This window comes from Pectobacterium atrosepticum (assembly GCF_000740965.1).
Taxonomy (GTDB): domain Bacteria; phylum Pseudomonadota; class Gammaproteobacteria; order Enterobacterales; family Enterobacteriaceae; genus Pectobacterium; species Pectobacterium atrosepticum.
Genome location: NZ_CP009125.1, coordinates 3,890,588 through 3,903,913 on the forward strand (window position 1 = coordinate 3,890,588; position 13,326 = coordinate 3,903,913).

Below are 13,326 nucleotides of genomic sequence, written 5' to 3' on the forward strand. Positions count from 1 at the left end.
AAAGAGAGAAAGCAGCCTAAAAGCGTGATGAAACACACACTGCATGAAGCACCGTGTCGCCCTCTTCGTTATGCCTTTCACATTCTCTTAAGCGGTATGCCCTGCGCTGTGAAGCCAGTTCCAAGCTCCGCAGATTTCATCGTGGCAGACCTGCCGAACACCCCAAAACATGCTGCAATGCGATCATGAAAGACAAAATTGGATCTCATCATGAAACACTCTATTCAGTCATACTCCCCCGCCGCTGATGGCGTCACACCGGATACTGCCATTTTTCAGCAGGCTATCGATCAGATTGCGACACAGGGCGGCGGCACGCTGACGGTGGAACCGGGACGTTATCTGTTAGGGGGATTATTGCTGCCTTCCAATTTTTGTCTGCAACTGGAGGCCGGAGCTGAGCTCATCGTCAGCGGCGACTATGAACAATTTGCGCAGGCCACGACGATCAGCATGGCCGAACTGTCGCACCGTGCGTTTCTTTATGCCTATCAACAGCGCAATATCACGATCTGCGGTCAGGGTAAGATCATGGGGAATGCCGATGCGTATTTTTCTGCGGAACCAGACGATCAAGGCTACCGTCTGCCTGCACAACATCGCCCACGTATTGTGGTCTTCGAGGATTGCGAACACGTTCGCCTGTGCGATTTTACGATTGAGCACGCCCCAATGTGGACCGTGCATCTGGTCAGCTGTCGCCAGATCATCGTCGAACGTTTGACGATTGATAACGATCTGAGCATGGCGAATACCGATGCGTTGGATCTCGACAGCTGTCAGCAGGTGCAAATCAGTAACTGTTCATTGAGCGCTGCCGACGATGCGCTGTGCATCAAAACCACCCATAAGCCGCCCCATCTGCAACGTAAGGTGCAGCAGGTTGTTATCAGTAACTGCCTGCTGCGTTCCAAGAGCTGCGCGCTGAAAATCGGCACCGAAACCTTTGCCGATATCGAAGATATCTCCGTCAGCAACTGCGCTATTTACGATACCAACCGCGCAATCGGCCTGATCTCTCGTGATGGTGGCGCATTCCGACGCCTGCAATTCAGCAACATCACGTTCCAGTGCGTTGCCGCACATCCGTGCCACTGGGGCAAGGCCGATCCGATCTTTATCTCCGTACGCTATCGCGATCCCGCCATCGAGCCGGGCCGGATCGAAGCGGTACAATTTTCTCAGATCGCTGGGATCAGCGAGGGGGCGATTAACCTGCACAGCACACCCGCAGGCTACATTCGCGATATCCACTTCCACGCGGTGCATCTCGAACAGCGGCAGAGCGATTCACCGGAACAGGGCATGTACGATGTGCGCCCACCCTGCAACCCAGAACGCCCAACAGGAATGGGGCTGGACAATGCATATCGGGTCGATCCTGTAACGGGCCGCGCCTTCGGCGTTGAGCATTATCCAGACGGCATGCCTGCACTCTTTGCCCGTGGCGTCCTGAACCTGACCACCAGCCACATGACGATCCACCGCCCCGATCCGCTGCCATCCGGCTGGCATCACGCCGCGATCGTGCAGTTGGAAGAATAAGCACTTTCGGGTAGTATGCGACGGCTTTTTGCATACTATGTTCTGGAAGCCCCTTTTTCAGAACGGAACCGGGAACATCGCTATGGTCACTACACTATTTAAAGATTTTCAGTTTGAAGCCGCACATCATTTGCCTCACGTGCCAGAAGGCCACAAATGCGGGAGACTGCATGGGCACTCTTTCATGGTGAGACTGGAAATTACCGGTGAAGTCGATCCGTATACCGGCTGGGTGATGGATTTCTCTGAACTGAAAGCCGCGTTCAAGGCGACATGGGAACGGTTGGATCATCACTATCTGAATGAGATCCCCGGTCTGGAAAACCCAACCAGCGAAGTGCTGGCACACTGGATCTGGCAACAGCTGAAGCCAACACTACCGCTGCTCAGCGCCGTGATGGTGAAAGAAACCTGTACCGCAGGCTGCGTCTATAAAGGCGAGTAACGAGGAAGTGGTAAGAAGTGGTATGTAGTCTGGCGTGAAGATCCCTCTCTCACGCCTCCTGATATCAGGCGATATTCAGGTACTTATGGGTCTGCATGGAAAGGCGCCAGTTGCGGGCAATACAGGTTGCGATGCACAGTTTGGTCGCGTCGTCTTTCTGACTGATCGGCTGTAACGCTACGATGCGCGGCTTATCATCATCAAGCCGCGCCAACAGTGCATCTAACGCTTCGATGTCACGTTCACGCGCCACCGGATGTTTGATCTCATCTGCCCGTTGCAGCGCCTGATCGAGCACCTTCATGCCGCCACGCATGTTCACCTTTGGCGATACTGTCACCCAGGTTTTGGGCGAACAGCGCACGTCGTGCGTGCCGCTGGTTTCGATCTGGCAGCTGAAGCCCTGCTTTTCCAACTGTAGCGTCAGCGGTGCCAAATCATGAATGCAGGGCTCGCCACCGGTGATCACAATATGGCGTGCGGTGTAACCCTGCTGCGCCATCAGTGCCAGAATATCCTCCGCACTCGCCGCGCCCCAGGCGTCGCTTTCTTCCGTTTTTACCAGCACCTGATCCAATGAGGTTTCCCGCTCTGCCAGTTTGTCCCAGGTATGTTTGGTATCGCACCAGCTACAGCCTACCGGGCAACCTTGCAGGCGCACAAACACCGCCGGAACACCGGTAAAATAGCCTTCGCCCTGTAACGTCTGGAACATTTCATTAATCGGGTACTGCATGTTTTTCACTGTCTCGCTGACTTAAAAAAACACATTATACCCTAAATCATTCGCGTTGCAGGGCGGCAGCTGCTCAGCAACCTATTCGTCAGCAACACGCCAAGCCGAGGACAGTTGAGTAATTCGACGAGTGCGTCAATAATCAATCTGTTGTTACGATTTCACCTGCTTTCATGTTTCATTATTAACAAGGACAAAAATAAATGAAGTTATTGAAACCATTAGCCCTATTACTCGCCTCTTGTGCATTTGTGCCTGCGTTTACGCAGGCACAGGATATCGCCCAGGTTAAAACGCAGCCAGGCTATTACCGCATGATGCTCGGACAGTTTGAAATCACCGCCCTGTCTGACGGCACCAACACCATGTCCATGGACAAACTGTTGCAGCGCACCCCGCCAGAAAAAATCACCGAACTGTTGGCAGAAAAATCGCTAACGCCACAGGTGGAAACATCGATCAACGCCTATTTGGTCAATACCGGGAAACACCTGATTCTGATCGATACCGGCAACGGTAAACAAAGTAACCCTACGGTAGGGAAAGTGCTGCCGAATCTGATTGCGGCGGGTTATAAGCCTGAACAGGTCGATACCGTATTGATGACCCACCTACACGGTGACCACTTTGGCGGTTTGGTGCAGGACAATAAGCTGAACTACCCGAATGCCACCGTGTATGTCAGTCAACCAGAAACCGACTTCTGGCTCAGCCCAGAAAATCTGAAGAATGCGCCAGAAGGTAGAAAGGCGGCGTTCCAACGCGTGCAAAATATTTTTGATGCTATTAAGAAAGATAACAAGCTGAAAACCTTCCCAGCCCCGCAGACGGTACTTCTGCCCGGAATCACCGCGATTCCAAGCCCAGGGCATACGCCGGGACACACCTCGTTTATGGTTGAAAGCGAGGGGAAAAAGTTGCTGGTATGGGGAGACATCGTTCATGCGGAAGCAGTACAGATGAGCTTACCAGCCACCACCATCAGCTTTGACTCAAATATGGATCAGGCGACGGAATCTCGTAATAAAGCACTGGCCGACGCCGCTAGTCAGGGTTATTGGGTCGCGGGTGCTCACCTGCCCTTCCCCGGCATCGGCCACGTAGGTACACGCCTGGAACGCAACGGCACCACCAACGGTTACCGCTGGCTTCCGGCGAATTACAGCATAGCTGGGCTGTCACAGTAATCCCCTCGCCGTCACTCAAGCAGGGGGCGAATTCGCCTCCTGCTCCTCCACCACCTCCGCAATTTGCTCATACAGCCACTTGATCGCCGGATTACTGTCCTGCCTTGCATGCCAGAGCGCCGAGAGCGTATATCTCGGTAAATCAAGCGGAACCGGGCTGTCGACCAGGCCGTAATGCTGACACCACAGCGTCGCCAGCTTTTCCGGTACGGTAGCGACTGACGGCGTTTGCTGCAATATTCCCAGCAGAGCGGAGAAATGCGGCGTGGTGTAATGAATCGTCCGCGTCATTTCCTGTTTTTCCAGCATGTCGTCCACAACACCACGTGCACGTTCACGGTAAGTCACCAGTAAATGGCGCTGCTGGCTGTATAGAGCCAGAGGAAGAGGATATGGCAACGTGAGCTGCTGTGGATGCCAAAGCACTCGGAACCCTGACGATAGCAACGCGCGCTGCTTCAACCAGTTAGCCTGCGAGCTGGCAACGGAGATCACCAGATCGACGCTGTCATTTTCCAGCCGATCCACATCTAAAAACGGATCGGTGGCAACAAGGTTGATGCGCAAATTAGGCGCAGTCGCGTTGAGCCGTTTCAGCAACAACGGCATCAGCCATATTTCTACCCAATCGGTCATTCCCAGCGTGATCACACGTGAATCTGTCCGCGGATCAAATCTCTCGGGATCGCCCAAAACCGACTGCAACTGTTCAAAAGTAGGTGACAGTTGGGTCGCCAGATAATCCGCGCGCGCCGTTGGGCGCATCACCTGCCCCGTGCGGATAAACAGCGGATCGTCAAACAGTGTACGCAAACGCGCCAGCGCACCACTTACGGCGGGCTGCCCCAAATGCAGCTTATCCGCCGCAGCGGAGACGCTTTTTTCGCGATACAACACCAGAAATGTCACCAGCAGATTTAAATCCACGCCTCGAAAATCATTTTCCATGATAGTTAGTATCAAGTTAATCAATTTGAACAATAGTAGCGTCAGCAGAATAATCGTTCCAGTCCCTGACGAGCAGGGTCACCTTCCTGGAATGCATAATGAAAATGAATCTTCTGAAACAGACGTTATTACCCGTGGTTTTGCTGGCGGGAACGCCCCTTATCGCCGAAGCAGAATCGGTGCCTCAACTGAGAACACAGGCACCGGGTTATTACCGGATGATGCTAGGCCAGTTTGAAATTACTGCCCTTTCTGACGGTACGGTCACTATCCCACTGGATAAGCTGCTCACCCACATTCCCCACGAAGACATACTGCACCTGCTGGCGCAAAAGAATCTCCAGCCGCAGGTCGAAACCTCAATTAACGCGTATCTCATTAATACGGGTAAACGGCTGATACTGGTAGACACTGGGGCCGGGCCACTATTCGGCAAACAGGGGGGGAAATTACCCGACAACCTGCGCGCCGCTGGCTATCCACCGGAGAAGATTGATACCGTTTTGCTGACCCATATTCATGCCGATCATTCTGGCGGCGTCTCGCGTGACGGCAAGCTGGTTTTCCCTAACGCCACCGTTTACGTTAATCAGAAAGATGTGGATTTCTGGCTCAATCCGTCTAACAGCAACCATGTTCGGGATAGCGAGAAACACACGTTCGGGCAGTCGGAGGACTCATTGCAGCCCGTCGTTGCGGCCAAACGGCTGAAAACCTTCTCCGGCAAGCAGCCGCTTTTTCCGGGCATTACCGCTGTTCCAGCGCCGGGGCATACGCCAGGTCATAGCCTTTATCAGATCGAAAGTGACGGTCAAAAACTGACACTATGGGGCGATACGATCCATGCCGAAGCGGTACAATTTCCTCGCCCTATGACTACGATCGATTTCGATCGCAATATGGATGAAGCCGCAGACGCGCGTTTACAGGTTCTGGCAGAAGCAGCGCAGAATAATGAATGGATTGGTGCGGCACACATTTCCTTCCCCGGTTTAGGTCAGGTCAAAGCCGTGTATGATTCAAGCGGTAAACCAAACGGCTATCGCTGGATCCCTGCGAATTACAGTATGGCGGGGCTAAAAAACTAAGGGGCAGAATGGAATTCATTACGTTAATTACTGGCGGTTCGCGCGGCATCGGTCGCGCAACCGCGCGCTATCTGGCAGGAAAAGGCCACAAGATTTGTATCGGCTACCGCACCCAGCAGGATAGTGCGAATAGCGTCCTCGAAGAGAGATACGCGCGAGCGGCGGAACTGCCATCGCCGTTCAGGTCGATATCGCCGATGAAGAGCAGGTTATCGAACTCTTTAAGCAAACCGATAAAATGCTTGGGCGTCTGACAGGCCTAGTGAATAACGCCGCGATACTCAAACCTCAGGCCACTATTGAACAGCTTGATGCCACACGGCTTAACGATATTTTTGCCACCAACACCGTGGGCAGTTTTCTTTGTGCTCGGGAAGCGGTCAAACGCATGGCATTTCGGCATGGCGGAAAAGGCGGAGCCATCGTCAACGTGTCATCCGCAGCCGCTCGGCTGGGTTCGCCACACGAATATATCGACTATGCGGCATCAAAGGGCGCGCTCGATACCTTAACTATTGGTTTATCTCTGGAAGTCGCCGATCAGGGCATTCGGGTTAACGCCGTGCGGCCCGGTTTTATTTATACCGATATGCATGCTGACGGTGGAGAACCGGCAAGGGTCGATCGCGTCAAGCATTCGCTGCCTATGAAACGGGGTGGTCACCCGATGGAAGTCGCGCAGGCGATAGGCTGGTTGTTATCGGACGAGGCGTCCTATGTAACAGGGAATTTTATCGATCTGGCAGGCGGGAAATAATCCCCCCCTCACCCCTCCTCTTAATCACATTTGTTATGCAGGCTAAGAGAGAGTTTCGTGCGCCATACTGCCGCCATTCATATGTAACATATACACGCGCCCGACGCAGGGCGCTCAGTCGCCGCCGCCCTGCGAACCCAGGCTTCCAGCTAAATTATGCCGCTACGCGGTTCCATCGGTGCCCATGCCCGCTTTTCGAGCCGCCAGTGACGCGTTCCCGACGCGGCACTGGCTTTCGCGACGTCCTGTCGCTCACTCGGCGGTCAAGCGCACCGCTGCATAATTTTCACGCCGGATAACGGCCAAACCATAAAAATTCGCAGCATTTGCATATAAGAGTAGCGATGACCTCTTACAGATAGACCCGCAGATATTCCGCCAGACAGAGGATCGCCATTGCCTGACCGTAAGGCATGGAGGTCAGCGCTATGTTGCGGTAGAAATCCAGATCGGTGCCCATCGCGGTGCCGAATGATACCTGCGTCAGTTCACCGTCCTTATTGACGTGATTAATCACGCCGCGAATCGCTTTCTCCGCAACCTCAGCGTAGCTCGGATCAACATAGCGCTTGCGCACCGCTTTCAAAATACCGTAGGCAAAACCGGCGGTTGCTGAGCTTTCTAAGTACGAGTTGGGATCGTCGATCAGCGTGTGCCACAGGCCGCTGTCATCCTGATATTTTGCCAATGCTTCAATCTGGCTTTCCAATACTTGCAGCAGGAAACGGCGCGTCGCGTTGTGCTCCGGCAGATCCAGCAGTTCGATAAATTCAGGGATAACGATGGTCAGCCAGCTGTTACCACGCGCCCAGCGCGCTTTGGCGTAGTTGTGCTGTCCTTCAAACGTCCAACCGTGGAACCACAGGCCGCTTTCACGATCCATCAGGTATTGCACGTGCAGCATGAACTGATATGTCGCTTCTTCTACAAACTCCGGCCGATTTAACAGCTTGCCGATTTTCGCTAACGGCAGCACGCTCATCATCAGCGTGTCATCCCACAGCTGCTGATGGTTTTCATTGTTATAAACAATGTGCTGCAAGCCCTGCTTGTCCGTGCGCGGCATTTCATACATCACCCACTCCGCCCAGCGCTCCAGATACGGCAGCCAGCGGGCATCGCCCGTCTCTTCATAGCGATAAGCCAACGTCAGGAACGGGCACACGGTGTTCACGTTCTTCGTCGGTGTGCCTTCCGCCAGACGTTCAGTAAACCAGTCGTCAATGATGGCGCGCATCTGCTCGTCACCCGTCTGCTGATAATACTGATAAATCCCGTACAGCCCGATGCCGTGCGTCCACTCCCACCCTGCCCAGCCTTTGGTATCAATCACCCGACCATCGTCCAGCCGTAACAAGAACTCACCGGTTTTATCCTCAATATTCACCAGATTGTCGGTGATACGGCAAATCAGCGCCTTCAGATCCTCACGGGAGATGAAGCGTTCCGGCTGACGTAAAAGCGGGCTATGTTTTACACTGAATACGGTCATAGTCATTCATCCAATTGAGTTATCAGTTAACAGTTCAATACAGTTACGGCTGTGTAGCGTGCGTTACCGGCTTGTCGCCGTTATGACGGTTCAAATAGCCGATATTGTTGTTGCCCCACAGCGATTCATACGGCATACCAGCCAACATTTCGACTGTCGCCCGCGCCTGCGGCGTAATCTTCTCCGGCACAGGACGCCCGGCTTCACGCATTTTCAACGTCTCTTCCCGCAGCACGCTGTGCGTTTGCAGGTTGAGCTTAAAGCGTAGAGAAACCAGGAAGCCCAGCGCCAGCACGCACACAGTGCCGAAGCTTAAAATCATCAGAATCGTGTGGCTGACGCTCGGCGCTTGTACGCTCTGCCCGGATACAAAACCGGACAGCTGCAACACAATCCCCACCAGCATCACCGCACCGGCCTGAGAGGCTTTACGAGTCAGCGTCATAATCCCAGCGAAGATGCCTTCACGACGCTGTGCGGTGATCACTTCATCTACATCCGCGATGTAAGTGTAGGTGTTCCACGGTACGTAGTTGATCCCGCCGCGTCCGATACCCGCCAGCGCAGAGATCAGCAGCAATAGAGAGAAGGTGTCATGCAGGCCGCTGTACCACAGGACAGCGTAGGAGAGCGCACTCAGGCCAAACAGGCACACAACAAAGCGGTAAGAGGGGGCTGGCCCAAAGCGGATACACAGCGGAATCATGCCAATCACCGCAATAAATTGCAGAATCGCCATCGTTCCCATCAGGTTAGAGGCCATCGTCGGGCTTTGCATCAGCACAAAGACTACGTAGTAGGTAAACACGGCGTTGAACACATCCTGCGCGATATACCCGCCCAGATACATACCGAGATGCTGGCGGAAAATACGAATACGCAGCGTGGAAACCAGTTCAACGTTCAGCCGTTTCAGGCTTTGGCTCAGCGTCAGGGACTGGCGCTCTTTTTCCGCCCGTAGCGACGCTTCCGACATCTGATCGCGTGGCCGCTCCCAGGTAAAGAAATAGACCAACGTCAGCACCAGGGCGCAGATAATCGAGAACACCAGACTCGAATAGAAGAAGGACACGGCATTGTCTTTACCGAAGTAGCCCAGCAGAATGCCCGGCAAGAAAGCAGCTAAAATCGCGGAAAGCTGCGCAAGCGCGATACGTGCGCCGGAGAACTTGGTTTTCTGTTTGAAATCGTCGGTCATTTCCGGCACCAGCGTTTCATACGGCACCAGCACCATCGTATAGACGATATCGAACAGCAGGTACGTCAGCAGATAGTACCAATAGCTCATATCCCCGACCCACATGAAGCTGTAGCTGAACACGAAGGGAATACCGAGCAGAATAAAGAACTTACGACGGCCGAAGCGCTTGCCCAGCCAGGTTGAGCCGAAGTTATCGGTCAGGAAGCCCATCAGCGGGCTGACAACAGCATCGAGCACGCGCGCCATCGCAAAAATAAAGGTTGCTTCAATCGGCGTTAAGCCGCAGAACGTGGTGTAAAAATAGAGTAACCAAGCGGCCGTCAGCGCGGTTGTACCCGCACCAAGAAAGTCCCCTGAACCGTAGGCTAAATAGTTAGCCAAACCGATCTTACGTGTTTTCATCGCCATCCTTCCCCGAGCATTTCTAGTTATGAGGGTGTCACGCTGTTACGTTAGCGCTCGGCGATCGTGAAAACCTTTGCGCTTTTGCCATCACGTCCCCTACGCTGGCAGCACAGGGAAGATTGGTGCGATCCGCTTCAAAGATTTTATAAAAAGCCATTTTAACTGAACAAAACTCGCAGTTCGTTTATGGCGATCACAGGATAGGAAGTGAGGAACAAGCAAGAAGGAAGGCGGAGCTGGCAGCAGGCTACGCCTCATTATGTCTTGAAAAACGGCATTTTTTTAATCGAGGACGAGATTATTCCGCGTGCTGTAAGCGCCACAGAAAAGTTTGCCGCGCATGGGCTAAACGTGGCTGGCGCAGCGCGCCCGGCACCCAGACCAGATAGTAATCAAGCTGCGTGGTGCCGACAGGCGGCGGGATAATGACAAGTTCCCCCGAATCCAACAGATCCTGACATAAATATATCGGCATCACCGTCCAGCCAAACCCGCTGGTCAGCACACGACGCAGCGCACGCAGATCTTGGCTCACCACGGCGGGCACCAGTCCCTTATCCTGTATGCGGTTTTTCTTCAACCAGTGATCAATCAGAGGAAGCTCCAGGTCATACGCCAGCATCGGCTCCCGTGCCAGCGCCTGCGGCAGATCGTCTGCCTGTACCAACCGTTCGACAATCGCGGGCGCCGCCACGGCCTGTAGCGTCGCACTCTTTAACAGATCGCTTTTCAGCCGCTTATCCGTCACGGGATGCGCCGTTATGCCCAGATCGCAATGCCCTTCCAGCAGCATCTGTTTAATCAAGTCGCCGTCACCGGTATGCATATGCACCCGGACACCCGCCTCAAGCAGCGGAAACAGCTGTTCTGATACCACTTCAGCCATGAAATCCGCATGACCAATGATATGCAGCGTCCCCGCGACATCCATTGACCTCGCACGGGCGGAGGCCAACGCCGCTTCGGCTTCATCCAGTTTATCCCCGAGATCCGCCGCTAAGTCATCTGCTGCCGACGTTGGCGTCACACCGTTTGCCTGACGCTCAAAGAGACGACGCCCCACCGCGACCTCCAGCCCGGCAATGTGCTGCGACACCGCAGGCTGAGTCAGATTGAGCGCGCGCGCCGCCCCGCTAATTGAGCGCTGTCGATAGACTTCCACAAACGTACGTAGACGAAGGAGTGACATGAGATACCTATAGAGCCTGAGATATAAAATTATTTATACCCCTAGAATAATAATCTTGTTGGCGGACGGATCAACCCCTGCCGTATCCTTTATCCCATCTTGAGTGACCCGGAACCCCGGCTAACTTTCTGTTTTCTCTGGTACTCGACGACTAAAAGGGGACAAAACATGTCGACACAACAATCCAAAAAGGATTTACAAGCCATCCTGAAGACGATGAAGCGTGCTCACATTGCATCTGGCCCCGCCGATGCCGCGCTACGTAAAGATCGCTTACAGCGCAGCATCAATCTGCTCCGTGAAAACCATGCGGCGCTCGCGCAGGCCATGAGTGATGATTTCGGCCATCGCAGCCTGTATCACTCGTTCGCTGCCGACATCGGCATCACGCTAAAGATGCTACAGAACGCCATCGATAACGTTGAACGTTGGATGCAGCCAGAACCGGTTGATGAACCCGCTCCCGGTATGCAGGCATGGATTCAACATCAGCCTCTGGGTGTGATCGGCGTGATCAGCCCGTGGAACTTCCCGGTAAACCTGTCATTCGGCCCGCTGGCTGACATTTTTGCCGCAGGTAATACCGCGATTCTGAAACCGTCAGAACTGACGCCACACACGTCTGAACTGCTGGCGGAATTGATTGCCCACTATTTTGACCCGCTGGAATTGGCCGTCGTGTTGGGCGATGCGGAAATCGGTCAGGCATTCAGCGAACTGCCGTTCGATCATTTGGTCTTCACCGGCAGCACCGCCGTGGGGAAACATGTGATGCGCGCGGCGGCGGCGAATCTGGTGCCGGTCACGCTGGAGTTGGGTGGCAAATCACCCGTCGTCATTGATAGCAGTGCAGATATCACAGAAGCTGCTGAACGCACGCTGACGGTAAAAACTTTCAACGCGGGGCAAATCTGCCTGTCGCCGGACTATGTGCTGCTGCCTGAAGGTCAGGAACAGGCTTTCCGCGATGCTGCCAAAGCCTTTATGCAGAAAAGCTTCCCGACACTACAGGCGAACCCAGATTACACGTCTATCATTGCTGATAGGCATTACGATCGCCTGATTCGACTCCTGAAAGAGGCTGAACAGCAAGGCGCGACCGTCGTTAGTCTGGCACCGGAAGGCGAAGCGTCCTACGATGCCAAAAGCCGCAAAATTGCCCCACATCTGGTGTTCGGCGTACGCGATGATATGACGATCATGCAGGAAGAAATTTTCGGCCCGCTGCTGCCCGTCAAAACGTATCAAACGGCAGAGGAACCGATTAACTACATCAATGCGCATCCACGTCCGCTGGCGGCCTATCTGTTCAGCCATGATGAAGCCATGCAGCAACGCTTCGCCGGCAGAACAACGTCAGGCGCGTTGGTTATCAATGATGTGATGACGCACGTCTCCATCGACACACTCCCGTTTGGCGGCGTTGGCGCATCCGGCATCGGCGCATATCACGGTGTCCACGGATTTCGCCGTTTCAGCCACGCCAAACCGATCGTCATACAAAGTGAAGATGGCGCGTCTAACCTGACACTGCGTGCGCCTTACCATGAGAAACAAAATGCGATTGTCGCAGTTCTCAAAGGCTAAATGGCCTCTATTCACCCGAATATCCTGCAGCTATAGAGAGAAAAATGATGAAAATTTTAATGGTCCTGACTTCTCACGACAAACTGGGCAACACCGGTAATAAAACCGGCTTCTGGCTGGAAGAATTTGCGGCACCTTATTACACCTTTAAAGATGCGGGTGCCGAGATCGTTCTCGCTTCCCCTGCTGGCGGCAAACCGCCCCTCGACCCGAAAAGCGATCTGGCTGATTTTCAAACCGAGCTGACGCATCGCTTTAAAGCAGACCCTGCTGCGCAGCAGGAACTGGCTAATACGGTAAAACTGGATACCGTCATCGAACAGGATTTCGATGCGGTCTTCTATCCCGGCGGCCACGGTCCGCTGTGGGATCTGGCTGAATCGCCCGTCTCTATCGCGCTCATCGAGGCCTTTGTACGTGCCAACAAGCCAACCGGTTTTGTCTGCCACGCGCCGGGCGTGCTGATTCATGTGAAAACAGAAGACGGCGATGCCCTGATTAAAGGCCGCAAAGTGACAGGCTTCACCAACGGTGAAGAAGAGGCGGTTCAGTTGACGGACGTGGTGCCTTTCCTGATTGAAGATGAATTCAAGAAACTCGGCGGCCTGTACGAAAAAGGCCCAGACTGGGCACCGTACCTTGTTGAAGACGGCAAGCTGATCACCGGTCAAAATCCGGCAAGCTCAGAAGTGGTCGCCAAAGCGATTCTCAAGCAGTTGGCTTAATCCGCGTTATACCTCATTTTT

General features: G+C 53.9%; 11 protein-coding genes and 1 pseudogene. 7 read left to right on the forward strand and 5 right to left on the reverse strand.

The window, feature by feature from the left end:
- Positions 1-210: 210 nt before the first annotated feature.
- Positions 211-1,545: a glycoside hydrolase family 28 protein gene (locus tag GZ59_RS17220; protein ID WP_039293380.1), complete on the forward strand. Its 1,335-nt coding sequence runs from the start codon at positions 211-213 to the stop codon at positions 1,543-1,545.
- Between the two features lie 82 nt (positions 1,546-1,627).
- Positions 1,628-1,990 carry a 6-carboxytetrahydropterin synthase QueD gene (gene queD, locus GZ59_RS17225; protein WP_039293382.1) on the forward strand — a complete coding sequence of 121 codons (363 nt, stop codon included), beginning with the start codon at positions 1,628-1,630 and terminating at the stop codon, positions 1,988-1,990.
- Positions 1,991-2,054: 64 nt separating this feature from the next.
- On the opposite strand, the gene queE is transcribed toward queD, so the two are convergent.
- Positions 2,055-2,726, reverse strand: coding sequence for a 7-carboxy-7-deazaguanine synthase QueE (queE, locus tag GZ59_RS17230; RefSeq protein WP_039293384.1), 672 nt, complete (start codon positions 2,724-2,726; stop codon positions 2,055-2,057).
- 203 nt (positions 2,727-2,929) lie between these two features.
- Here queE and GZ59_RS17235 point away from each other — a divergent pair, with 203 nt between their 5' ends.
- Positions 2,930-3,913 (forward strand): MBL fold metallo-hydrolase, encoded by a 984-nt coding sequence (locus tag GZ59_RS17235; protein WP_039293386.1) that lies wholly within the window; start codon positions 2,930-2,932, stop codon positions 3,911-3,913.
- 15 nt (positions 3,914-3,928) lie between these two features.
- On the opposite strand, the gene GZ59_RS17240 is transcribed toward GZ59_RS17235, so the two are convergent.
- The gene (locus GZ59_RS17240) at positions 3,929-4,861 is read right to left on the reverse strand and encodes a LysR family transcriptional regulator (protein WP_039293388.1); all 933 of its coding nucleotides are present in this window, start codon (positions 4,859-4,861) and stop codon (positions 3,929-3,931) included.
- Positions 4,862-4,965: 104 nt separating this feature from the next.
- Between GZ59_RS17240 and GZ59_RS17245 the strand changes: the two genes are divergently transcribed.
- Positions 4,966-5,949: an MBL fold metallo-hydrolase gene (locus GZ59_RS17245; protein ID WP_039295225.1), complete on the forward strand. Its 984-nt coding sequence runs from the start codon at positions 4,966-4,968 to the stop codon at positions 5,947-5,949.
- A gap of 8 nt (positions 5,950-5,957) precedes the next feature.
- A pseudogene (locus tag GZ59_RS17250) lies at positions 5,958-6,706 on the forward strand (SDR family oxidoreductase).
- A gap of 352 nt (positions 6,707-7,058) precedes the next feature.
- On the opposite strand, the gene bglB reads toward GZ59_RS17250, so the two are convergent.
- The 3 genes from bglB to GZ59_RS17265 all read right to left on the reverse strand — a co-directional run bounded on the left by bglB (position 7,059) and on the right by GZ59_RS17265 (position 10,993).
- The gene (bglB, locus tag GZ59_RS17255; protein WP_039293390.1) at positions 7,059-8,198 is read right to left on the reverse strand and encodes a beta-galactosidase BglB; all 1,140 of its coding nucleotides are present in this window, start codon (positions 8,196-8,198) and stop codon (positions 7,059-7,061) included.
- Positions 8,199-8,241: 43 nt separating this feature from the next.
- Positions 8,242-9,801 (reverse strand): MFS transporter, encoded by a 1,560-nt coding sequence (locus GZ59_RS17260; protein WP_039293391.1) that lies wholly within the window; start codon positions 9,799-9,801, stop codon positions 8,242-8,244.
- A gap of 301 nt (positions 9,802-10,102) precedes the next feature.
- Positions 10,103-10,993 (reverse strand): LysR family transcriptional regulator, encoded by an 891-nt coding sequence (locus tag GZ59_RS17265; protein WP_039293393.1) that lies wholly within the window; start codon positions 10,991-10,993, stop codon positions 10,103-10,105.
- Positions 10,994-11,161: 168 nt separating this feature from the next.
- Here GZ59_RS17265 and GZ59_RS17270 point away from each other — a divergent pair, with 168 nt between their 5' ends.
- Positions 11,162-12,580, forward strand: coding sequence for a coniferyl aldehyde dehydrogenase (locus tag GZ59_RS17270; RefSeq protein ID WP_039293401.1), 1,419 nt, complete (start codon positions 11,162-11,164; stop codon positions 12,578-12,580).
- A 47-nt stretch (positions 12,581-12,627) separates the two neighbouring features.
- Complete coding sequence (locus tag GZ59_RS17275) at positions 12,628-13,305, forward strand: type 1 glutamine amidotransferase domain-containing protein (RefSeq protein WP_039295227.1); 678 nt, start codon at positions 12,628-12,630, stop codon at positions 13,303-13,305.
- Positions 13,306-13,326: the final 21 nt, after the last annotated feature.

Coding starts and splice junctions, on each gene's coding strand:
- GZ59_RS17245 (WP_039295225.1), top strand. CDS start 4,966: ATGAATCTTCTGAAACAGACGTTATTACCCGTGGTTTTGCTGGCGGGA.
- GZ59_RS17235 (WP_039293386.1), top strand. CDS start 2,930: ATGAAGTTATTGAAACCATTAGCCCTATTACTCGCCTCTTGTGCATTT.
- GZ59_RS17275 (WP_039295227.1), top strand. CDS start 12,628: ATGAAAATTTTAATGGTCCTGACTTCTCACGACAAACTGGGCAACACC.
- GZ59_RS17265 (WP_039293393.1), bottom strand. CDS start 10,993: ATGTCACTCCTTCGTCTACGTACGTTTGTGGAAGTCTATCGACAGCGC.
- GZ59_RS17220 (WP_039293380.1), top strand. CDS start 211: ATGAAACACTCTATTCAGTCATACTCCCCCGCCGCTGATGGCGTCACA.
- GZ59_RS17260 (WP_039293391.1), bottom strand. CDS start 9,801: ATGAAAACACGTAAGATCGGTTTGGCTAACTATTTAGCCTACGGTTCA.
- queE (WP_039293384.1), bottom strand. CDS start 2,726: ATGCAGTACCCGATTAATGAAATGTTCCAGACGTTACAGGGCGAAGGC.
- bglB (WP_039293390.1), bottom strand. CDS start 8,198: ATGACCGTATTCAGTGTAAAACATAGCCCGCTTTTACGTCAGCCGGAA.
- GZ59_RS17240 (WP_039293388.1), bottom strand. CDS start 4,861: ATGGAAAATGATTTTCGAGGCGTGGATTTAAATCTGCTGGTGACATTT.
- GZ59_RS17270 (WP_039293401.1), top strand. CDS start 11,162: ATGTCGACACAACAATCCAAAAAGGATTTACAAGCCATCCTGAAGACG.
- queD (WP_039293382.1), top strand. CDS start 1,628: ATGGTCACTACACTATTTAAAGATTTTCAGTTTGAAGCCGCACATCAT.